Here is a 22488-nt window from a genome sequence, read left to right as displayed (position 1 = left end):
CGAAGCGAGTAACGCTTTTGAGAGAAAATATCATAGAGAAGGCTCAATTTATAGACAATTAGGGCAAGGAAAATGGGAATGCACTGATAGATATTCTAAAGATTCAGCTGAGCTTGAGTGGTGTATAAAAGGCTGGGAATATATGGATGAAAAGCTGGAGAGCAAGAAGAGGGATTGGTGAGTTTAAAAAGATAAAAATCTCATCTTTGGCTCAATGCCTACTTAACTTATATGTGAAGTTAAAATAATAAGGTAAAAAATGGTAACAAAAGAGAATTTAGCCCAAGTACTAAAACTTTTAGAATTTAAACAAAACGGCGAGATTTTTAGCAAAACTTACGCAAACGACGCAGTCATAAAAGTAGATTTTAAAAATTTAAAAATAATCTATCCACTAGAGATAAAAAAAGGCGATGAGACTACTTGCAACTTTTCTCATACTGAAAATTTAGTCGTTTTAGAGTGCGTAAATCGTCTGCTTGAAAAAGGCTATAAGCCTGCAAATTTAGAGCTTGAACCGCGTTGGCAGCTTGGGCGAGATGCCAAAAGCGGCAAAGCTGATATTTTAGTAAAAGATGAAAACAATTTGCCATATTTAATAATTGAGTGTAAAACCGCCGGAAGTGAATTTAGCAAAGAGTGGAATAGAATGCAAAATGAGCCTAGCCAGTTAATCAGCTATCATCAACAAGAGCGTAGTGCAAAGTTTCTAGCACTTTATACAAGCGATTTTAAAGACAATGAGCTTAAATTTGAAAATTATATTTTAAATTTTAACGACAATGAAATCTACTTACAAAGTCAAGGCTTTGCTAAAAGTTACCAAACAGCCACAAGTGCCGAAGAGATTTTTAAAGTTTGGAGTGAAATTTACAAAGGCGATTACTCACAAGTTGGAATTTTTGAGATAAATATAAATCCTTATGAAGTTGGCAAAAGCGCACTTTGTTTTGATGATTTAGTAGAGCTTACTAGCCAAAACGAAGATGGCAAAAGCTATGAAGATGGCAAATATCACGATTTTGCCACGATTTTGCGTAAATACAACATAAGCGGTAAGGAAAACGCCTTTGATAAACTTGTAAATCTGTTTTTATGTAAAATTTACGATGAAACGCACAATAAAGAAAACTTACAATTTTGTTACCGTGGCGTTACGGCTGACAGCTTTGAAGCGATGCAAGAGCGTTTGATGAAGCTTTATAAAGATGCTATGAAAGAGTATTTAAACGAAGAAATCACATATGTAAGCGATGAACAAATAGATGAGCAGTTTAGCGACTTTAAACGAAACAAAATCAAAACTCAAACACTAAAAAACCAGATAAACGAATTTATCCGTATGCTAAAATTTTACTCTCATAGCGATTTTAGCTTTATTGAAGTACATAACAAAACTCTTTTTGAGCAAAACGCACAAGTTTTAAAAGCCATTATTAAGCTTTTTGAAAACCTAAGATTAACTCAAAATAAAACCAACCAGCTTTTAGGCAATCTTTTTGAGTTATTTTTGCAAAAAGGTATGAAGCAAGATGAGGGGCAGTTTTTTACGCCTATTCAAATTTGCGAGTTTATAGTGCATTCTTTACCGCTTAAAATGCTTTTTGATAATGGTATTCCAAAGGTGATTGACTATGCTTGTGGTGCGGGACATTTTCTAAATACGTATGCAAATATAGCTAAAAGTATAAGTAATGATTCTGAAGCTATAAACTCAAACATTTATGGCATAGAAAAAGAATATCGCCTAAGTAAAGTCGCAAAAGTAAGTGCTGCTATGTATGGGCAAAGTAGTGTTAAAATTTCTTATGCAGACGCTCTTGATGAGAGCAAATTTAAGGAGCGTGATTTTGACTTGCTTATAGCAAATCCACCTTATAGTGTAAAAGGTTTTTTGCAGACTTTATCAAAAAACGAATGCGAAAAATACGAACTTTTTAACTATATAAATTTAGAAAGTTCAAATGCTATCGAGTGTTTTTTTATTGAACGTGCAAACAGACTTTTAAAAAGCAATTCAAAGGTTGCTATTATCTTGCCTTCAAGCATTTTAAATAAAGACGGCGTTTATGAAAAAACTAGAGAGATAATTTTAAGAAATTTTGACATCATCTCTATAACCGAGTTTGGTTCAAATACCTTTGGCGCTACTGGTACAAATACCGTAATTTTATTTTTAAGTAAAAAGCAAACTTATGTAAATGGCTTTAATTCTCAAAGTTATGAAAACTTAAAAGAAAATATAGAAAGCTCGCTAGATTTTTCTAATCTTTATTTGCTTGAGGTCTTGCTAGCGTATTGCGAATTTATGGGTTATAAAAAAGATGAGTTTAGAGAGTTTTTAAGCGGTGGTTATGGAGAAATTTATAGCCACGATATTTTTAAAGAGTATTTAAACGAATTTAAAAACTCATCCGCGCTATCAAATTTAAAAAAATCTAAACGCTATAAAGATAGCAATGAAAAAGAAGCTTTAGAGCAAAAAGAATTTTTGAACTTTTGTCTAAATTTAGAAAAAGAGAAAATTCTCTTTTTTAGCTTATTAAAAGATACAAAAACTCTCATCATAAAAAGCCCGAGCGAAAACAAAGCTCAAAGCAAATTTTTAGGCTATGAGTGGAGCAATCGCAAAGGAAGCGAAGGGCTAAAAGAGCTACAAACGCCCTATTTTTCGCCGCTTTTCGAGCGTGAAAATTTAGATAATCCTGAAAAACTTTGCTTTTTAGTAAGACGTGCTTTTATCTTAAATGATGACTTTGAAAAACAAAAATCAAAAGATCCATATGTTAGTTTTAGCCAAAATTTACAAATTCCTGCGAATTTAAGCGAATTTGCCTTTACCACGCCGCTGTTAAAATGCCTTGATTTTACGAGTGCGAAATTTAATAAAGCCATAAATTTAAATATTGCAAGTAGCAAAAATGGCGTAAATTTAAATCCTTTTGAAGGGTCTAAATTTAAGCTTGTAAAACTTGGAGAAATTTGCGAAATTTTAACAGGTTTAACACCAAGCACACAAAAAAAGAATTTTATGGTTCTGATTTTCCTTTTTATAGACCAGCGGATTTAATTAATGGTAGAAATGTTAATTCATCTGAAGTTATGGTCTCAAAACTTGGATATGAAAGTCAGAGAGCTTTACCCAAAAATCTATCTTAGTTAGTTGCATTGGAACAATTGGAAGAGTTGGGATGATTGAAAAAAGTGGAATTTTTAATCAGCAAATTAATGCATTATTGCCAAATAATAATAATTATATAAGTGAATTTTTATTTTATTTGTTTGATACTAATTTTTTTAAACAATTATTAATTCAGCAGACACACAATACAACAGTTCCAATTATAAATAAAAGTAAATTTTCAAATATTAAAATTCCGCTTCCGCCGCTTGAGGCTCAAGAAAAAATCGTTAAAGAGTGCGAAGAGGTAGAAGAGAAATTTAAAACTATTAGAATGAGTATTGAAGATTATAAAAGCTTGATTAAAGAAATTTTAATTAAAAGTTGTGTAATCACCGATGCTAGTTTAGAGATAGGGGGGGGGTATGAGCAAAATTTAGCTCAAATTTTAAACGATTTACCATCACCGCAAAATTATGGCTTAAGCGAGTGGGAAAGCGTAAAATTAACAAATAAAGATTTTATATTAAAAATCGGTAAGCGTGTTTTAGATAAAGATTTAACGCAAGATGGCATAAATGTATTTAGTGCAAATGTTAAAGAACCTTTTGGAAAAATAAATAAAGATTTAATAAAAGATTTTAGTCTTGATAGTGTTTTATGGGGAATTGGTGGAGATTGGATGACAGGATTTGTAAAAGCAAATGAACCTTTTTATCCGACTGATCATTGCGGAGTTTTAAGAAGTAAATCACATAAAGCAAAAATTTTAGAATTTGCTCTTTTTGAAGTTGGTGCTAAATTTGGATTTTCTAGACAAAATAGAGCATCAATTGAAAGAATTTCTAATTTAACTTTATCACTTCCGCCGCTTGAGGCTCAAGAAAAAATCGTTAAAGCCATTGAGTTTTGTGAGGGTGAAATTTCAAATTTAAATAATGAGTTAAAAACGCTAGAAAACGCCACAAGCAAAATTTTAAAACGTGAATTATTTTAGGCTATTTAAGTCTAAACTAGCTATAATAATCACTAAGATTTAAAGTAAAACGAAGGCGAAAAATGAATATCTTGATAACCGGAGGAGCTGGATATATCGGCTCTCACGTTTTAAAATCTCTGTTAGAAGAGGGTGGGCATAACATAACTGTCATAGATAATTTCTACACAGGAAGTAAAGAGGCGTTAGTAACGCTTGAAAAAGTTGGAAAATTCGAGTTTATAAAATGCTCTTTAGAAGACACTTCTAGCCTTAGGGAGATTTTTAGAGGGCGTAATTTTGAAGCAATCATACATTTTGCAGCATATATAGAAGTGTTTGAAAGTATGGTAAAACCACTGAAATATTATCTAAATAACACGGCAAACGCCGCAAATTTAATAAATTTAGCTGTTGAACACGGTGTGAGTAAGTTTATATTTAGCTCGACTGCTGCTACTTATGGGGAGCCTAGTAGCGGCGTAGTCGATGAAACAAGCGAGCAAAATCCGATCAATCCATACGGTAGAAGCAAGCTCATGACTGAGTGGATCTTAAAAGACGCCGCGCTTGCAAACAGGGATTTTAAATTTGGCATTTTGCGTTATTTTAACGTAGCTGGAGCAAGCACGGACGGGCTTATCGGTCAAAATTATCCAAACGCGACTCATCTTATCAAAGTAGCCACTCAAACGATTACTAGAAAAAGAGAAAGTATGAGTATTTTTGGGAGTGATTACGCTACAAAAGATGGAACTTGTGTAAGAGATTATATCCATATAGAAGATCTTGCAAATGCTCATTTGGCCGTACTTGAATATCTAAAAACAAATGATAGTGATATATTTAACGTGGGCTATGGTAGAGGATTTAGCGTAAAAGAAGTCGTTCAAACGGCTAAAAAAGTTGGCGGAGTGGATTTTAAAGTATTAAATGCCCCACGCCGCGAAGGAGATCCAGCTATGCTTATATCAGACGCTAGCAAGCTTAGAAATAAAACTAGTTGGAAACCGACTCGCGAGAGTTTGGAGCTCATCATCAGCTCAGCTTTAGAGTGGGAGAAGAAACTAAAATAGCTAACTGTTTAGTTTAAATACCCAAAATTTACTTATTAAAAAGCCGCTTACAGTATATGCGGCTCCTGCAAATAGTTGAGCTATATATGCATTTATACCTAAACTCAGACAAATTTTAAGCATTAATAGATTTAATACATAAGAGATAAGCATCGCTATTATAAATTTTATAAACTCTTTTTTGTTTCTATTTTTTGTATTAAAAGTAAAAAATTTATTCATAAAATATGAGAAAATAATTCCGCAAATATAGCCTATTAAATTTGAGATTTCCGCGCTATATCCAATATACATAAGGGTAAATATAACCCCAAAGCCAACAATAGTATTTAATACTCCTACACATAAATATCGTAAAAAATATGAATTAGATAGTTTCATTTATAAAAACTCTATAACAAAACAGTTGTTATCATATTTTGTGATTTTATGGAGCGGATTTTCTACGATCTCAATTGGCTTTTTATTTTTTTGTCCGCATAGGCCTTTTGAGAGTATCGGTGTCCAATGTTCATAATGAGCCATAAGTCCATAAGAGTTGAACAGCCAATTTGCATCTAGCATATTATCTATAGCGTGATTTCTCATTATTATAGGAAATGTTTTTGACGTGTTTAATGCTATTGGAGACATAAAATTGTTTTTATTTACTTCAGAGGTAAAGCCAAATTTATTATCTTTTGGTATCATTTTATAAAAATCATGCAGCATAATCTCAACTCTGTATTTTGCATATTCTGTTTGCTCTTTTAATACATTTGCCCAAGCAGTAGCTTCTATTATGAGTGAATAAGCTAATATAAAACATATAGTTTTGCTAAAAAACTTATATATTTTTATATCTATTTTAAATAAAAATACAAATATAATTGCTAGAAACATACCTATACCATTAAAAGTTCTATCACTAAAAATCTGTTTTTCTAATACCAAATAAGCCCCATAAGATAATAAAATTCCAGAGATTATAAATCCTAAACTAGCGATAAGAGTCCAAAATCTACATATTTTAGATACTTTTATACAAGCAAATAAAAATCCAATTATCCCAAGTGCAAATATAGGTACAAAAATAGTATGTTTAAAAACATCTTCATATATTTTCAGTACCGTTTTTAAATTTTTACTTACTCCTGGAATCAGGTTATTTAATTCAAATGTGCTTTTTGATGCGTACCATTCTCCGGAAGATTCATTTAAAATAAAAAACTTATATATAAGAAGTGATGAAATATATGCCAATATAAGCAACATAGCACATTTAATAATCTGCTTATAATCTTTACCTTCTAATATATAACTCAATATTATAAATAAAGATAACATTATATACACCGCATTTCCTGTTTGATATGTGGTTAAGGTCAATTCTAAACACAAAATAGATATTATAAAAAATGCTATTTTATTTTTTAAAAATAGAAAAGGAATGATTGGTGAAACTAATGATATCGCCATAAACACACTATCAAATTTAAAACTCATATTTTCTAAAAAAAATGGACTAAGCCCCAAAGGTAGGCTAGCAGCAAGTCCCCAAAAATTATATTTTTTTAAAATAGTTTTTACTAAAATCATTGATCCGATAGACAAGATAGCAATTGCGATTATCTGTAAAAGAGGGGATATTTCCACATTTCTATTTAAACTTATATGAAATATTTTTGATAAAAACTCTGATGAAAATCTGCTCCATATCTGAAATCCAAAATCTCCATATGTAGCTCTATGATAGTCATCGCCATAATTAACATTATTTACTATTAGTGCAAAATATCCTGTAAAATATAGCCCAAAAATGAAAATAAAATATTTATAGAAGTGGTTATACTTGAAAAAATTTTTAACAGTTGCTATAACAAATAGTAGCTCTTTTTTTAAAGTTTGTTTTAAATTCACTGTGCTAAATCTCCTCTTCAACTATATAATGCGGTCTATCTTTTACTTGTTCATAAATTCTTGCAATATATTGCCCTATAATTCCTAAAAATATTAGCTGTATTCCTCCTAAAAATAGTATTATAGTAAGCATTGAAGGGTAGCCTTTTACGGTATTTCCATTTATGATAGTATCAAAAACGATAAAAATTCCATAAGTTCCGGATATAAAACTTATCATCAACCCTATCCAAAATGATATTTTTAGAGGTGTAGTCGAAAAACTTATCATACCTTCTACGGCATATTTAAATAACTTCATATAACTCCAGCTAGTTTTACCGTTAATTCTTGGGGCATAATCATATTCTAACGCTATTTTTTTAAATCCTACCCACTCAAACATGGCTTTGCTAAATCTATGATATTCATTCATTGCTACTAAGATATCGACAACTTTTTTATCCATTAATCTAAAGTCGCTTACCCCCGGCTTTAATTTTACGTCTGAGATTATATTTGAAATTTTATAAAATATTTCACTTAGTCTGCTTTTCAAAAAGCTTTCACCTTTTCTATCTTTTCTTATAGCATAGATGATATCTGCTTCATTGCTATACCAAATTTCATACATTTTTTCTATCAGATATACAGGATGTTGTAGATCTACGTCTATTAAGACTATGCTGCTATTTTTTGCCATTCTAAAACCTGCTAAAATAGCGGCTTCTTTACCAAAATTACGCGAAAATTTAATAAGGTGAGTATTATTAAATTTATTACATAATTTTTTTATTTCTAAAGCTGTTTTATCTTGACTTCCATCATCTATAAAAATAATTTCATATTCAAAGTTTGAGTTTATTTTGTCTTTGATATTTGTTAATATTTTTATGATTTCGTTTTGAAATATGGATATAGAAGCTTCCTCATTGTAACAAGGAACCACAATAGACACACTGCCTTTATCTAAAAAACGGCAAGGTATTTCGCACTCTTTCTTATTGCTTGTTTTAATATGTTTCATTAAAATCAACCTTAAAGCTTTTTGTTTATTATACCTTATATGAAAATATTTTGCTATAATTATCAAATAAATTTTTAGGAAATTTTGCATGAAAATAGCAGTAGTAGGCACAGGATATGTTGGGTTAGTCAGTGGAGCTTGTTTTGCGAAGATGGGTAATGATGTTATTTGTATAGACGTCGCAGAAGAAAAAATACAAAATCTAAAACAAGGTATTATTCCTATTTACGAACCAGGTCTTAAAGAGATAGTAATCGAGTATTATGAGAAGCAAAATTTAAGATTTAGCACGGATATCAAAGAAGCTTTAAGCTTTGCTAATGTTGTTTTTATAGCAGTCGGTACGCCTATGGGCGGAGATGGACAAGCAGATTTAAGATATGTTTTACAAGTTGCAAAAAGCATAGGCGAACATATGCAGCATCCCCTTGTCGTGGTCGATAAAAGCACTGTTCCAGTAGGAACAGCACATAAAGTAAGCGAAGTTATATCAAAAGAGCAGCAAAATAGAGGCGTGGAGATCAAATTTGAAGTAGTTAGCAATCCTGAGTTTCTAAAAGAAGGAGCTGCCGTTGAGGATTTTTTAAAGCCTGATCGTGTTGTGGTAGGAGCTAGTAGCGAGTTTGGATTTAACGCCTTAAGAGAGCTTTACGCGCCGTTTATGAAAAATCATAATCGTCTTATAGAGATGGACGTAAAAAGTGCTGAGATGACGAAATACGCCGCAAACTCTATGCTTGCTACCAAAATAAGTTTTATAAACGAGATGGCTACAATCTGCGAAAAAGTCGGAGCCGATATAAATATGGTTAGGCGCGGAATCGGAAGCGACTCTCGCATAGGGTATAGTTTTATCTATCCTGGATGCGGTTATGGCGGAAGCTGTTTTCCAAAAGACGTTGAAGCACTTATCTACACCGCTAAACAAAACGGTATAGATCCGCTAGTTTTAAAAGCTGTGGAAGATAGAAACAAAGCTCAAAAAAGAGTGATTTTTGATAAGATAAATGCATATTTTAACGGTAATTTAAAAGGTAAAACTATAGCGATTTGGGGGCTTGCGTTTAAACCAAATACCGATGATATGAGAGAAGCGACTTCTATAACTATTATAAATTTGCTTATAAAAAACGGAGCTAAAGTACAAGTTTTTGATCCAAAAGCTTACGCTGAAGCTAAAATTTATTTTAAAGATTTGGATGTGATTTATGCTCCAAACAAATACGACGCGCTAAACGGAGCTGATTGTTTGGCTTTGCTGACTGAGTGGAGTGAGTTTAGATCTCCTGATTTTATAGAGATGAAAAATCGCCTTAAAACTCCTACTATATTTGATGGGCGAAATCAGTATGATAGAAATATTTTAAAAGAGTTGGGATTTATATATTTTGAGATAGGTGTTGCCGATGAGTTTTGAATTTAAAAAAGCGTCTAAAAGATGAGTTTATTTACTCATAAACATAAGTTTCATTTGCAATATAAAATACATAATTCTATGGATTTTGAAAGTGCGAAGTCTTTTGCCTTAAAGACGAATTTATTCGTCGGTAAAATAAAGTGATCTGTTTGCAATGGCTTTAAATCTTATAGCAAGTATCGTAGTTTTCAGCCTTCAGATGCTTATAAATTTCTTTTTAACTCCTTTTATCTTAAAGGTTTTAGGAGATGAAGCGTACGGATTTTTAGGTCTTGCAAACTCATTCGTAAATTACGGTTATATCTTAACTTTGGTTATAAACTCAGTCGCGGGACGCTTTGTAGCGTATGAATACCACAGAGGAAATCTCTTACAAGCAAGTAAATATTACTCGTCCGTGCTCGCGGTAAATTTTATATTTTGCATTTTTATATGCGTGGTTTGCTCTGCTTTTATACTAAATTTAAAAGAGTTTATAAACGTTTCAGAAGCCCTAGTGGACGATGTTAAGCTCACTATGGCGTTTTATTTTATAAATTTTTGTTTGGGGCTTTTTAACGCGGTTTTAACTATAAGTGCTTTTGTGAAAAACAAGCTTTATATGATATCTGTTAGAAATGCCGTTTCAACTGCGATTTTTGCGTTTGTTTTGGTGGTACTTTTTTATATTTTTAAACCGATGATCTATTACACCGCGATTTCTGCGCTGTTAGCGTCGATTTTCGTATTTATTAGCGCGATTTATATAACGAAAAAACTGCAAACCGGGCTTAAGTTTAGGCTAAAGTATTTTAGGCTAAATCTTATTAAAAAACTCATAAGCTCCGGAACTTGGAATAGTTTTAATATGCTAAGTCATACTTTGATCAACGGTATTGACTTGCTACTTTGCAATATCTTTATAAACGCAGCTTCGATGGGAATTCTCTCGGTTTCAAAAGCCGCCATTTTGATAGCGGAGTCATTTATAGGTACCGTGGGCGCGACTTTTATGCCTAAATTTATAGAGCTATACTCAAAACAAAGTATAAATGATCTCATAAACGAAGTGAAGTTTTGCTTAAAAACGTTGTCTTTTATAAGTATCTCTCCAGTGGCTGTATTTGCAGTGCTTGGAAGTGAGTTTTACACTCTTTGGTTGCCTTTTAAAACTTATTATGAGATAAGTTTTATTTATAATCTTTCTCTCATCGCTCTAATGCCCGTGATTTTTATAGCGGCTATGCAGCCTCTTCTTAGTTTAAACACGGTCACAAACAAGCTTAAACGCCCGGCCGTTGCAAATCTCATCATGTCTTTTAGCGTTGTTGCTTTTCAGCTGATTTTCATAAAAGATTTCGGGCTTTACTCTATCGCGATTTGCGCAAGCGCTGGATATTTGGCTAGAATAATTTTGTTTGATATACCAAATGCCGGAGTAAATTTAAATCAAAAAATGAGTCTATTTTATCCGGTATTTTTAAGAAATGTTTTTGTTTTTGCTGTTGTTTTGGTATCTATATTATTGCTAAAAGATCTTGTAGAGATAAAAGGTTGGTTAAGTTTTGTTTTAGCGGGAACTATTTTTTTACTTCTTGGTTATGTAATTAGTTTCTTAATCGTTTTTAATAAAAATGAGAAACTGCTTTTAAAGCCTAAAATTTTGGCTATAATTTATAAATTTAAATAAGCAATCAAGGATTTTAATGAAAGTTTTATTTATCATCTCAACTCTTAGAGCAGGCGGCGCCGAAAGAGTGGCTAGTCTGCTTGCTAGCGAGTTTGCCATTGGTAATGATGTTAGCTTAGCTAGGTTTGATAATGAAAAACCTTTTTATGAGATGCATGATAAAGTAAAACTTTTAAGTCTTGATTTAGGTACTGGGGATTGTGGATTTTTTGGGAATTTTAAAAAGCGTTTTAGCAAGATTTTTACGATTAGAAAGCTTATAAAAAATGGTGAGTTTGACTGCGTGATATCTTTTATGGATAGTACGAATTTACTTGTTTTGCTTGCAACTCTTTTTTTAAAGACCAAAATAATCATCTCTGAACATAGTTATCATAAATTTTTAAGTTTTAAATGGAGAGTTTTAAAGCGCTTTATATATCCATTTGCAGATGGACTTTCAGTGCTTACAAAAGAGGATTTTGAGTATTATAAATTTGTAAAAAATAGATCCGTAATATATAATCCAATGTTTTTTAATGTAGATATAGACGCAAGTAAGCCTGAAAAAGAAAATATAATTATTTTTGTAGGAAGACTTATAAAAGCTAAAGGGTGCGATGTTTTTTTAGAAGCTTTAAGTCTTATAAAATATGAATTAAAAGATTGGAAAATTCTTGTTTTGGGAGATGGAGATGAGATTTCAAATTTAAAAAATTTAGCAAAAAATAGAAATTTAAATATAGAATTTTGCGGTATGGTAAATAATATATCTAATTACTATAAAAAAGCTAAGATTTTAGTTCTAAGTTCTAGGAGTGAGGGTTTGGGCAATGCTTTTATAGAGGCGATTTTTTATAATATTTTAAGAGTATCCACCCCTACAAGCGGTGCAAAAGAGCTTATAAAAGATGGATTTGACGGACTTATAAGCGAGGATTTTAGCGCTGAGAGTTTGTCTAAAAAGATAAAAATGTCTCTTAGCGGCTGTGATAGTTTAGTCGAAAATGCGAAATTAAGACAAAGTGAATTTGAGATAAAAAATATATATAATAGGTGGTTGAATTTGATAAAAGAAGCAGCAAATTGAATATAATCTTTTTTATTTCAGCTCTTAGAAACGGTGGAGCTGAGCGAGTATTGCAAGTTTTAAGTAGTGAGTTTAGTAAAAAACATAGTGTAGAAGTAGTCTACTTTGAAGAAGATAAAAAACACTATGAATTTTTAGTTAAGACAACTCATTTAAATATATATCATAATACTACAATATTATCTAAATTTAAAAAGTTTTTTACTATTAGAAATTTTATAAAAAGTAAAAAACCAGATCTTATCATAAGTTTTATGGATCAAACAAATATAAATTTAATAATATCAACTATGTTTATGTCTCGTACGTTGATAATAACCGAGCATGTTAGCCATACACTTTTAAAGTCTAAAATTTGGCGCTTTATAAGGGATTTTAGTTATAGATTTGCAAGTGGATTAACCGTTCTTACTAAAGAGGATTTTGAGTATTATAAATTTGTAAAAAATAGAGCTATAATGCATAATCCGATCTTTCATAAGCCAAAAAATACTAAATACTATAAAGAAAGTATAATTTTAAGTGTTGGTAGATTAGAAACAGTGAAAGGATATGAAAATTATTTTAAAGCTTTAAGTCTCATAGATAAAAATATACTTGATAAATGGGATATTATTATAGCCGGTAATGGTAGTTTGGAAAATAGCCTTAAAAATCTAGCTATAAATTTAAATTTAAAAATAAATTTTGTGGGTCATCAAAAAGATATAGGCAGTTTGTATGAAAGAGCAAAAATTCTAGCTTTGCCTAGCATGAACGAGGGATTTGGAAATGTTCTTATAGAGGCTTTATTTTACGAGTGTGCAAGAGTATCCACCCCTACAAGCGGTGCAAAAGAGCTTATAAAAGATGGATTTGACGGACTTATAAGCGAGGATTTTAGCGCTGAGAGTTACGCAATAACTCTTGAAAAACTTTTAAAAAATGATGGAATGTGTCAAAATTTAGTACAAAACGCAAATTTAAAAAAATCGAAATTCGAGATAGAAAATATCATAGATAAATGGTATAAATTTATAAAAGAGTGCGAACAATGAAAAAGTTAAGTGTTTTTATATATTCTATGGCGGGCGGTGGAGCCGAGAGGGTTGTAAGCAACCTTTTGACTGAGCTTATAAATTCGTATGAGGTGCATTTGATCCTTATGAACGATAGGATATTTTACGAGATTCCAAAAGATGTAAAAATTCATTATCTTGAAAGCTCAGAACCGTTTGAAAATGGACTTTGGAAACTTATCAAACTTCCATTTTTAGGGCTAAAATATAAAAAACTTTGCCAAAATCTCGGTATAGATTTGCATTTTGTCTGGATGAATAGACCTTGCTATATTGCTGGATTTGCCCGTATTTTCGGAGATAAAAAGCCGCTCATACTAAATGAATGTTCAACTCCTAGCGTGCTTTATAAAGATTCTAGTTTGAAGTCGAAAATAAGTAAATTTTTGCTTAAAAAACTTTATCCAAAAGCTGATTTTATATATCCAAATAGTATTGGAAATTTAAATGATTTAAGAGATAATTTCGATATAGATCCAAAAAAAATGCGCGTTCTTTATAATGCTTTAAATTTAGATGAGATAAGAGAAAAAAGCAGAGATTTAATAGATGAAAAAGAACCTTTTTTTCTAAGTGTAGGAAGACTTGATAGCGGTAAAAATCATGAGCTTTTGATAAGATCTTATGCAAATTTAAAAAATTGCGATAAAAATCTTTTGATATTAGGCGAGGGAGTTTTAAAAGAACATTTGCAAGGTGTTATAAATGAGTTAAATTTAGAAGGTAGGGTAAAGCTTTTAGGATTTGATAATAATCCGTATAAATATATGTCAAAATGCTATGCTTTTGTTTTCGTTAGCCTTTTTGAAGGTTTTTCAAATGCTCTTATAGAAGCTCTTGCTTGCTCTAAACTAGTTATTTCAAGTGAGCATAAAAGTGGCGCAAGAGAGCTTTTAGGTGATGACAAATGGGGAGTTTTGGTTCAGGTAAATGATGAAATTGCTACAACTAAAGCTATGCAAAAAGCTTTAGATGAGCCAGATTGGGTGAAAATTTATGAAAAAAACGCTATTATAAGAGCTTCATTTTTTGATAAAAGAAAAATCGCAGATGAACTTATAAAAGATTTAGAGGAAATTTATGAAAAACTTGGGTAATTTTTTTATGATATTTAGATCAAATACTCTGTTTTTGATCATTTTAGCATATATTTTTAGTGTAATTTGTAGATTTGAGTGGATATATTGGGCGAGCGGTTACGCTGAGTTTTTTTGGAACAACCAACTTATGATAAGTACAAATGACGGATATGCGTACGCTGAGGGCGCTAGAGATATGATAGCTGGCTTTCATCAGCCAAATGATCTTAGCTTTTATGGAACTCCGCTGTCTTCTATAACATATCTTTTGGTCGAGATTACGCCATTTTCTCTAGAAACCATTATGGTATATTTAAGTGTATTTTTAGGCGGTCTTGTGGTAATTCCTATCATACTAATGGCGCGTGAAATCGGTGAGATTAAAGCCGGATTTATCGCCGCACTGCTTGCTAGTATAGCAAATAGCTATTACAATAGAACAATGGCCGGCTATTATGATACTGATATGCTTATTATCTCGCTTCCTATTTTTACGTTTTGGGGTATTGTGAGATTATATACAAAGCGTGATTTGAAATCGTTTTTGATCATTTCATTTTCTATGCTTATTTATAGCTGGTGGTATCCATCAAGTTTCTCTTTGAATGTGGCTATCACTTTGTTTTTTGGACTTTATACTATTATTTTTGATAGAAAAAATATCTTAAATTATCAAGCTGTTTTATTTATGATTTTAGCTATTAGCGGGGCTGAGTATTTTATAAGGGCGATTTTGATTTTGGCTCTATTTGTATTTATTAAATTTAGACCAAATTTGATAAATACAAAAGTTATGATCTCTTTGTATGCCGCTGTTTTGTTGTTTTTTATATATTTTGGCGGATTAAATCCTATCTGGTTTCAGCTCAAATTTTACATATTTAGAAGCGTTAGCGATAGCGATGGCGTTATGTTTAAGTATTTTAACGTAAATCAGACTATTATGGAGTCTGGAATGATAGATTTCAGATTTTTCGCTCAGAGAATAAGCGGCGATATTTTCGTGTTTTTAATAGCGCTTATCGGATATGTTTTGCTTTGTTTTAAATATCGCATATTTTTAGTTACTTTACCTATGATCGGTCTTGGGTTTTTGTCTTTAAAGGGCGGACTTAGATTTACCATTTACGCTGTGCCTATGATGGCTTTTGGATTTGGATATGCTTTGAACTGGATTTCAAAATTTATAAAAATAGATAAAAAACATAGAAAAATATCTCTCTACGCAGTAACTTTTTTTAGCTTTTTACCTGTTATTTTACTTGTTTTACTGCAAATTTACGAGGGGATATATTTGGATGAATTTAAATTTTTATTTCCTATTTTTGTAGTTGCTTATATACTTTTTTACTTTAAATTTAGGCGTGAAATTGCCACTATGGTTCTATTCCCATTAAGTTTATTTGCACTTACGCCATCTCTTATACATATCTATGAATACAAGCCTCTAACCGTATTTATGAATAGCGAAGTTAAGGTTCTAGACAAACTAAAAACTATCGCAGACCCCGAGGATTACGTAGTAGCTTGGTGGGATTATGGTTACGCCATTCGCTATTATAGTGATACAAAGACTCTTATTGATGGAGGAAAGCATCTAGGTAGAGAGAATTTTGCCGTTAGTTGGGCTCTTAGCAGACCTTTTATCTCTTCGGCAAATATGGCGAGACTTGAGGTGGAATATACCGAAAGAGGATTTGAGCAGAAATTTAATTCAAATTTAAATGAGATGCTAAAAGATTATAATGCTTCAGACGTAAATGGTTTTTTGGCTAGTTTAAATGATCAAAATTTTACTCTTCCTGAAAAAACTAGAGATATTTATTACTATCTTCCAGATAGAATGATGGGCATTTTTCCTGTCGTGACTAAATTTTCTAGGTTGGATTTAGTAACTGCCAAAGAGTTTAGAGACGCATTTTTCATAGTATCTACTTCATTTGCTCAAGGCGGCGATGGAGTCGTACTAAGCGAAGGTATAACCATAGCAAATGATGGAACAAAGATATCTTTTAGCGGAAAAACATTTAGAGTAAATAGCTATATAGAGACAAAATACGATAAAAATATGAATTTAGAAAAACAAATTCATCATATAGATGATAACGGCGGCTTCTACGTAGTTTATATGGTTGATTATGGCAGATTTCTTATTATGGACAAGGAGATGTTTAATTCAACTTATATTCAGCTGTTTGTGCTTGAAAATTACGAAGGTTCGGACTACGAGCCTATTATATTAGATCCAAGCGCTAAGGTGTATAAACTAAAGAGATAATATTATGAAAATAGGTTTTTTATCACATTCGGATTTGAGTATTTATTATTTTAGAGCTCCTATAATGCGAGCTTTAAGGGACAGAGGACATAAAGTTTTTGCTATTGTTCCAAATGGTAGATATATAAATAAAATAAGCAGCGAGTTTCAAACTGTAATTTATGATCTTGATAAAGCTAGTTTAAATCCTTTTAGGGTTTTAAAAGACACAAAAGATCTTGCAAATATCTTAAAGCCTTTAAATTTAGATATGATTCAAACTGCGGCTCATAAATCAAATGTTTTTGGTACGTTTGCTGCTCAAAAAGCCGGTATCAAGCATATTTTAAATTTAGTAGAAGGAATGGGCAGCTTCTACACAAAAAGTGATATAAAGACTATAGTCGTAAGAAATGTTATAGAAATGTTATATAAACATGCGTTTAGTATAAGTGATGCTTGTATATTTGTTAATGACGCCGATCCTGATTATATGTTAAAAAAAGGAATTATAGACTCTTCAAAAGTAAGACGCATAAAAAGCGTAGGAATCGATGCTAACGAGTTTGATCCAAGTATAGTTAGCGCTCAAGAGTTTGGTCAAAAAAAAGTAGTTTTGATGGTTGGAAGAGCGCTTTTTGATAAAGGTATAAGAGAATTTTACGAGGCAGCCGATCTACTTAGTAGTAGAGATGATTGCAAATTTGTATTTGTAGGCGATACTTATGAGGGAAATGCTAGTAGCGCTAGTAGTTTATTTTTACAAAATCAAAATGTAACATGGATAAAGTGGAGTGATAGGATAAGAGAGATTTTAAAAGGATCATATATCTATGTATTACCTAGCTATAAAGAGGGATTTCCAAGAACTGTTTTAGAAGCTATGAGTATGGAAAAGGCTTGTGTGGTAAGCGGATGCGATGGATGTTTGGAGGCTGTAAAAGACGGAGTAAACGGACTGATTTGCAAAGTAAAAGACTCAAAAGATTTAGCTAGTAAGATAGAAACTCTTTTAGATAACGAACATCTTGTAAAAAAGATGGGGAAAAACGGTCGAAATTTAGTCTTAGAAAATTATGATGAACATATAATAACTAAACAATATCTCGAAGTTTATAAGGAATTTATAGATGTATAGAGCATTTTTTAAACGTTTTTTGGATTTTTTTGGATCTTTGGTTTTGATATTTTTAACGAGCCCTATTATGATATGGGCATATTTTGCTATAAAAAAGCGTTTAGGAAGTCCGGTGATTTTCACTCAAAATAGACCTGGGCTGGGCGAAAAAATCTTTCAAATTTATAAATTTAGAACTATGAGCGATGAAAAAGATGAAAACGGCAAACTTCTAAGTGACGAGCTTCGTTTGGGCGAATTTGGTAAAAAATTAAGATCTCTTAGTATAGATGAGCTACCGCAGCTTTTTAATGTTTTAAAAGGTGATATGAGTTTTATAGGACCAAGACCTTTACTCATCCAGTATTTGCCGCTTTATAACGATGAACAAAAGCTTCGACACACGGTAAGGCCAGGTATAACCGGACTTGCTCAAGTAAATGGTAGAAACGGTATTAGCTGGGCGAAAAAGTTTGAATATGATAGCTACTACGCTAAAAATTTAAGTTTTTTAATGGATGTAAAAATAGCGTTTTTAACGGTTAAAAAAGTTATTAAAAAAGATGGTATAAGTAAAGAAGGTATGGTTACTACTGAAGAGTTCAACGGAAATAATTAGGTTGAAATATGAAAAAAATTTATATTTACGGTCATAGTGGACATGGCAAGGTAGTTTCTGAAATAGCAAAGTTAAATGGCTATGGCGAGATCATTTTTTTAGACGACGCAAGCGAGTTTAAATTTAAAAAAGAACTCCCAAAGCATGATATAATAATAGCCATAGGCAATGCTAGAATAAGACATAAATTACAAACAATGGTTTTACAAAATGGATTTAACGTAGTAAATTTAATCCATCCAAACGCCGCTATCTCTCAAAGCGCTAAATTCGGAAAAGGTATCGTAGTAATGGCAAACGCAGTAGTAAATGCGAACGTTATATTAGAAGATGGAGTTATAATAAACTCAGGCGCGATAATAGATCATGACTGTTTTATAGGCGAATTTGCTCATATATGCCCGGGAGTTTCTTTGGCCGGAAACGTAAGCGTAGGGAAGTTTAGCTGGATAGGAATAGGAAGCTGTGCGATACAAGGCGTCAAAATAAAAAACGACATTATGATAGGCGCGGGAAGCGTAATTGTAAAAGATATTTTAATCGGAGATAAAGCATACGGAAATCCGTGTAAGGTAGTTTCAAAATAGTTTTTTAAATTTAAAAGCTGCACGGCGATCACGCAGCTTTTATTTGTATTTAAATTACATATCTCCAAAAAGAGCTTTTAGATTTTTTAAACCCTCTTCGTTGCTTACTTCTTGAGTAGGAGCGCCGATCTCATGAAGTATAATTTCAAATCCGCTTAACATACTTGCTAATCTTATATTTATACCGCTAACGCCGATAGCTTTACTTTTTTGTTCTGGCACTAAAGAAACAATGGCTTTTTTATCGTCTATTTTTACCGAGCTTACTATGGCAGGAGCTAGAGCTCTTGCAACAAATATGGCCGGTTCGCTGCTATACTCTATGGCGTCTATATTTTCTCCGTTTAATTCACTGCTTACGGCGTTTATTCTAACACCTTTTATCCCAACTGTAGCTCCGACTGCATCTATGTTGGGGGTTGTAGAAAATAGTGCGATTTTTGCTTTTTTACCTGGTATCCTAGCACTATTTTGGATTATAACGCCTCCATCTTTTATCTCTGGAACTTCTGCTTTTAAAAGTGCTTCTAAAAATTTTGGTGATGTACGCGAAAGTTCCACTTTTATACCATCTTTTTTATCTAAACGAACACTTTTTATGACTGCTTTTACTACATTTCCTACTTTAAATTTTTCATTTTTTATACGATTTTTCATACTCATTACGGCTCTTATCTCGTCAATCTCTACAAAAGTATTTTCTTCTGCGTCGACTCTTGTAACGGTGCCAAATACCAATGTGTTTATTTTAGAGTTATATTTTTCATAAATTTTTTCTTCAATCAATCTTTGAATATGGTATTCTATCTCGCGAGATAGTACCCCGGCTCCGGTTCTACCTAGTTCATCAATGTTTAGTTCATAGTTCAAGCTATCACCTATTTCGAGCGTGGCATCTAATTCGTGAGCTTTTTTGAGGCTGATAAAATGTTCTTCGTCTAGTCTCTCGTCACTATCTTCTACTACTAAAATTTTTTGATATAAATGTATAGCTTTTGTATTTGGGTCAAGACTAGCTTCATACTCACACTCATATCCGTACAATCTTTTTGCCGCATTTACGAATGCTCTTATGATTCTCTCTTTTACATCTTCGAAATTTAAGCCTTTTTCATTTGCTATAGATTCGATGATATCTGAAATTTTTTCCATAAAAAACCCTTTTGTTTATGCTGAAATTTGAAAATAATAAATTGGGGATTTAAAATTTGCAAGTGGACTGATTATAACTAAATTTAACTTTTATTTTCTTTAAAATTAATGTTATCAAATTCCGGTATTTTCAAATTTAAACGAATTTTTATCGCAATTTTGATATACTCACCAGCTTAAAACAGTAAAAAAGGACGGAAAATGGAGTTAAAGCTAGCAAGAACAGAACTTGATAATAAGCCAAAAACAATAAGTTTAGATAAAATAGAAGCAGCTATAGGCAAAGATGGCGGCAAAATTTTTTATTTCGATAAAGATAATTCGCACAAAGAGCTGATAGCTTTAGTAGAATATTTTGAAGAAAGAGGACTTAGCGTCTATCACCGTACAGTTAGATATGGACTTGATGAAAATGACTATATGTATGAGGTGCATATCCTTTGAGTGTCAAAAAGAAACTGTTTATAGAGACTTTAGGTTGCGCGATGAATGTTCGCGATAGTGAGCATATCATTGCCGAACTAAGTCAAAAAGAAAATTACGAAGTTACTAATATTATTGAGGATGCTGATCTCATACTCATAAATACCTGCTCAGTTAGAGAAAAACCGGTTCATAAGCTTTTTAGCGAGGTCGGAACATACGAAAAAGCTAAGAAAAAAGGGGCAAAGATAGGAGTTTGCGGTTGCACTGCAAGTCACCTTGGAAGTGAAGTTTTTAAGCGCGCTCCATATGTAGATTTCGTTCTTGGCGCTAGAAATATATCTAAAATAACAACAGCGCTTAATACTCCAAAATTCGTAAGCGTAGATATAAATCACGATGAGAGCGAGTATGCTTTTGGAGATTTTCGCTCAAGTCCTTATAAGAGCTTTGTAAATATTATGATAGGTTGTGATAAAAAATGTACTTATTGCATTGTTCCACAAACCAGAGGCGATGAGATAAGCATTCCAAAAGATATTATTTTAAAAGAGGTGAGAAAAGCAGCTTCTTCTGGCGCAAAAGAGATATTTTTGCTTGGTCAAAATGTAAATAATTACGGTAAAAGATTTTCAGGAACTCATGAAAAGATAGATTTTAGCGACCTTTTAAATTTAATAAGCGAAGTTGATGGCGTAGAGAGAATTCGTTTTACCAGTCCTCATCCGCTGCACATGGATGATAAGTTTTTAAAAGAATTTAGCACAAATCCTAAAATTTGTAAATCCATGCATATGCCTTTGCAAAGCGGCTCAAATGAGATTTTAAAAGCTATGAAAAGAGGATACACGAAAGAGTGGTTTTTGGATCGCGCTTTAAAATTAAGAGAGATTTGCTCCGATGTTACTATTTCTACAGATATCATAGTAGCGTTTCCAGGTGAAAGCGATAGGGATTTTGCCGATACTATGAGTGTTGTAGAAAGCATCAAATTTGAACAGATGTTTTCATTTAAATACTCATCTCGTCCGCTAACTCCTGCTGCAAGTATGACGAATCAAGTAAATAGCGATATAGCAAGTAGGCGCTTAAGTACGCTTCAAGCTAGGCATACTGAAATTTTAGATGATATTGTAAAAGCTCAAAAAAACTCTATTCATGAGGTATATTTTGAAGAACTTAGAGCAAACAGTAGCGTAGCAGGGCGTACATTTAACAACTTTTTGGTGCAAACTAATGGCAGCGAAGAGTTACTTGGAAAGATACTAAAAGTAAAAATTACGGATCCAAAAAGAATGGTTTTATATGGTCAAATCATTTAAAGATAAATTTTTTATCAAATTTGTCGAGTTGTCAATCATATCTATTATGCATATCATATATATAACTTGTAAAAAAGAGTTTAAAGGCAAAAGTATCTCAAAAGAGCCTTGCGTAATTCTTTTTTGGCATGGAAAGCTTGTGATGCTTCCGTTTGTATTTAAAAAATGGTGGGATACTAAAAATGTAAAAGTCATGATTTCAGACCATAAAGACGGAGAAATGGTAAATGGCGTTTCTTATCATTTTGGCATAGGTACTATTAGAGGAAGTACTACAAAAGGGGCTTTAAAGGCACTTTTAGCTGCTTTTAGAACGATAAAAGAAGGAGCTGACGTTGCCATAACTCCAGATGGTCCAAAAGGTCCTAGGCATAGTATTTCAGATGGATGTGTCGCTATTCCTCAAAAGATGAATGTAAATATCGTAATTCTCAATTACGAAGCCAGTAAATTTTGGCAATTTGGCAGTTGGGATAAGATGATTTTACCAAAACCATTTAGCAAAATAACCTATACCCTAAGTGAGCCGTTTAGCATATCAGGGCTTAGTATGGATGACGCTAAAGCACTTATATTAAGCAAAATGCCTAACTAAATTAGTGTATAATATAATTTTAATGCTAAATTTGATAACATATGTA

General features: G+C 32.1%; 19 protein-coding genes. 15 read left to right on the top strand and 4 right to left on the bottom strand.

What is annotated here, in order from left to right:
* Positions 1-259 precede the first annotated feature (259 nt).
* From RVY88_RS07660 to galE, 3 genes are all read left to right on the top strand, one after another.
* Complete coding sequence (locus tag RVY88_RS07660; RefSeq protein WP_202930990.1) at positions 260-3070, top strand: restriction endonuclease subunit M; 2811 nt, start codon at positions 260-262, stop codon at positions 3068-3070.
* A 121-nt stretch (positions 3071-3191) separates the two neighbouring features.
* Positions 3192-4118: a restriction endonuclease subunit S gene (locus tag RVY88_RS07650; protein WP_410494537.1), complete on the top strand. Its 927-nt coding sequence runs from the start codon at positions 3192-3194 to the stop codon at positions 4116-4118.
* A 62-nt stretch (positions 4119-4180) separates the two neighbouring features.
* Positions 4181-5173: a UDP-glucose 4-epimerase GalE gene (galE, locus tag RVY88_RS07645; RefSeq protein WP_002850245.1), complete on the top strand. Its 993-nt coding sequence runs from the start codon at positions 4181-4183 to the stop codon at positions 5171-5173.
* Here the strand turns inward: galE and RVY88_RS07640 are convergent, their stop codons facing one another.
* Genes RVY88_RS07640 through RVY88_RS07630 form a run of 3 tightly spaced genes read right to left on the bottom strand, consistent with a single transcriptional unit; the run spans position 5174 to position 8078 of the window.
* Positions 5174-5554, bottom strand: coding sequence for a GtrA family protein (locus RVY88_RS07640; RefSeq protein ID WP_162167446.1), 381 nt, complete (start codon positions 5552-5554; stop codon positions 5174-5176).
* The gene (locus RVY88_RS07635) at positions 5555-7072 is read right to left on the bottom strand and encodes a glucosyltransferase domain-containing protein (RefSeq protein WP_011732184.1); all 1518 of its coding nucleotides are present in this window, start codon (positions 7070-7072) and stop codon (positions 5555-5557) included. It lies immediately after the preceding gene.
* Positions 7073-7076: 4 nt separating this feature from the next.
* Complete coding sequence (locus tag RVY88_RS07630; protein WP_002850239.1) at positions 7077-8078, bottom strand: glycosyltransferase family 2 protein; 1002 nt, start codon at positions 8076-8078, stop codon at positions 7077-7079.
* Positions 8079-8166: 88 nt separating this feature from the next.
* Between RVY88_RS07630 and RVY88_RS07625 the strand changes: the two genes are divergently transcribed.
* The 9 genes from RVY88_RS07625 (at position 8167) to pglD (ending at position 18950) form a co-directional block, all read left to right on the top strand.
* The gene (locus RVY88_RS07625) at positions 8167-9495 is read left to right on the top strand and encodes a UDP-glucose dehydrogenase family protein (RefSeq protein ID WP_038453992.1); all 1329 of its coding nucleotides are present in this window, start codon (positions 8167-8169) and stop codon (positions 9493-9495) included.
* A gap of 154 nt (positions 9496-9649) precedes the next feature.
* Positions 9650-11164: an oligosaccharide flippase family protein gene (locus RVY88_RS07620; protein ID WP_162167341.1), complete on the top strand. Its 1515-nt coding sequence runs from the start codon at positions 9650-9652 to the stop codon at positions 11162-11164.
* Positions 11165-11180: 16 nt separating this feature from the next.
* Entirely contained in the window at positions 11181-12233 is a 1053-nt protein-coding gene (locus tag RVY88_RS07615) for a glycosyltransferase (RefSeq protein ID WP_144686127.1), read from the top strand.
* Positions 12230-13270 carry a glycosyltransferase gene (locus tag RVY88_RS07610; RefSeq protein WP_011732182.1) on the top strand — a complete coding sequence of 347 codons (1041 nt, stop codon included), beginning with the start codon at positions 12230-12232 and terminating at the stop codon, positions 13268-13270. Before RVY88_RS07615 ends, RVY88_RS07610 begins: the two co-directional genes overlap by 4 nt.
* Positions 13267-14388 (top strand): glycosyltransferase, encoded by a 1122-nt coding sequence (locus RVY88_RS07605; RefSeq protein WP_065843737.1) that lies wholly within the window; start codon positions 13267-13269, stop codon positions 14386-14388. Before RVY88_RS07610 ends, RVY88_RS07605 begins: the two co-directional genes overlap by 4 nt.
* Positions 14372-16648: an STT3 domain-containing protein gene (locus tag RVY88_RS07600; protein WP_162167340.1), complete on the top strand. Its 2277-nt coding sequence runs from the start codon at positions 14372-14374 to the stop codon at positions 16646-16648. The genes RVY88_RS07605 and RVY88_RS07600 overlap by 17 nt, the downstream gene beginning before the upstream one ends.
* Before the next feature lie 4 nt (positions 16649-16652).
* Entirely contained in the window at positions 16653-17765 is a 1113-nt protein-coding gene (pglA, locus tag RVY88_RS07595) for a N,N'-diacetylbacillosaminyl-diphospho-undecaprenol alpha-1,3-N-acetylgalactosaminyltransferase (protein WP_162167339.1), read from the top strand.
* On the top strand, positions 17758-18363 hold the full coding sequence (pglC, locus tag RVY88_RS07590) for an undecaprenyl phosphate N,N'-diacetylbacillosamine 1-phosphate transferase (RefSeq protein ID WP_065844720.1): 606 nt from the start codon (positions 17758-17760) through the stop codon (positions 18361-18363). The genes pglA and pglC overlap by 8 nt, the downstream gene beginning before the upstream one ends.
* A gap of 8 nt (positions 18364-18371) precedes the next feature.
* Positions 18372-18950, top strand: a complete 579-nt coding sequence (gene pglD / locus RVY88_RS07585) for a UDP-N-acetylbacillosamine N-acetyltransferase (RefSeq protein ID WP_011732179.1) — start codon at positions 18372-18374, stop codon at positions 18948-18950.
* A gap of 54 nt (positions 18951-19004) precedes the next feature.
* Here pglD and nusA read toward each other — a convergent pair whose 3' ends face one another.
* Complete coding sequence (gene nusA, locus RVY88_RS07580) at positions 19005-20102, bottom strand: transcription termination factor NusA (RefSeq protein WP_002850218.1); 1098 nt, start codon at positions 20100-20102, stop codon at positions 19005-19007.
* A gap of 201 nt (positions 20103-20303) precedes the next feature.
* On the opposite strand from nusA, the gene RVY88_RS07575 reads away from it, so the two are divergent.
* The 3 genes from RVY88_RS07575 to RVY88_RS07565 are packed head-to-tail and all read left to right on the top strand — an operon-like array spanning position 20304 to position 22442.
* Positions 20304-20546: an HP0268 family nuclease gene (locus tag RVY88_RS07575; protein ID WP_002850216.1), complete on the top strand. Its 243-nt coding sequence runs from the start codon at positions 20304-20306 to the stop codon at positions 20544-20546.
* Positions 20543-21847, top strand: coding sequence for a tRNA (N6-isopentenyl adenosine(37)-C2)-methylthiotransferase MiaB (gene miaB, locus RVY88_RS07570; RefSeq protein WP_081305840.1), 1305 nt, complete (start codon positions 20543-20545; stop codon positions 21845-21847). The genes RVY88_RS07575 and miaB overlap by 4 nt, the downstream gene beginning before the upstream one ends.
* A complete protein-coding gene (locus RVY88_RS07565) occupies positions 21831-22442 on the top strand; it encodes a lysophospholipid acyltransferase family protein (RefSeq protein ID WP_002850209.1) in 612 nt (203 codons plus the stop codon). The genes miaB and RVY88_RS07565 overlap by 17 nt, the downstream gene beginning before the upstream one ends.
* Positions 22443-22488 lie beyond the last annotated feature (46 nt).

This window comes from Campylobacter sp. TJR-1, from assembly GCF_032840035.1.
GTDB lineage: Bacteria > Campylobacterota > Campylobacteria > Campylobacterales > Campylobacteraceae > Campylobacter > Campylobacter fetus.
This window is presented reverse-complemented; position numbering and strand designations above follow the sequence as displayed.

Coding starts and splice junctions, on each gene's coding strand:
- RVY88_RS07660 (WP_202930990.1), top strand. CDS start 260: ATGGTAACAAAAGAGAATTTAGCCCAAGTACTAAAACTTTTAGAATTT.
- RVY88_RS07650 (WP_410494537.1), top strand. CDS start 3,192: ATGATTGAAAAAAGTGGAATTTTTAATCAGCAAATTAATGCATTATTG.
- galE (WP_002850245.1), top strand. CDS start 4,181: ATGAATATCTTGATAACCGGAGGAGCTGGATATATCGGCTCTCACGTT.
- RVY88_RS07640 (WP_162167446.1), bottom strand. CDS start 5,554: ATGAAACTATCTAATTCATATTTTTTACGATATTTATGTGTAGGAGTA.
- RVY88_RS07630 (WP_002850239.1), bottom strand. CDS start 8,078: ATGAAACATATTAAAACAAGCAATAAGAAAGAGTGCGAAATACCTTGC.
- RVY88_RS07625 (WP_038453992.1), top strand. CDS start 8,167: ATGAAAATAGCAGTAGTAGGCACAGGATATGTTGGGTTAGTCAGTGGA.
- RVY88_RS07620 (WP_162167341.1), top strand. CDS start 9,650: ATGGCTTTAAATCTTATAGCAAGTATCGTAGTTTTCAGCCTTCAGATG.
- RVY88_RS07615 (WP_144686127.1), top strand. CDS start 11,181: ATGAAAGTTTTATTTATCATCTCAACTCTTAGAGCAGGCGGCGCCGAA.
- RVY88_RS07605 (WP_065843737.1), top strand. CDS start 13,267: ATGAAAAAGTTAAGTGTTTTTATATATTCTATGGCGGGCGGTGGAGCC.
- RVY88_RS07600 (WP_162167340.1), top strand. CDS start 14,372: ATGAAAAACTTGGGTAATTTTTTTATGATATTTAGATCAAATACTCTG.
- pglA (WP_162167339.1), top strand. CDS start 16,653: ATGAAAATAGGTTTTTTATCACATTCGGATTTGAGTATTTATTATTTT.
- pglC (WP_065844720.1), top strand. CDS start 17,758: ATGTATAGAGCATTTTTTAAACGTTTTTTGGATTTTTTTGGATCTTTG.
- pglD (WP_011732179.1), top strand. CDS start 18,372: ATGAAAAAAATTTATATTTACGGTCATAGTGGACATGGCAAGGTAGTT.
- nusA (WP_002850218.1), bottom strand. CDS start 20,102: ATGGAAAAAATTTCAGATATCATCGAATCTATAGCAAATGAAAAAGGC.
- RVY88_RS07575 (WP_002850216.1), top strand. CDS start 20,304: ATGGAGTTAAAGCTAGCAAGAACAGAACTTGATAATAAGCCAAAAACA.
- RVY88_RS07565 (WP_002850209.1), top strand. CDS start 21,831: ATGGTCAAATCATTTAAAGATAAATTTTTTATCAAATTTGTCGAGTTG.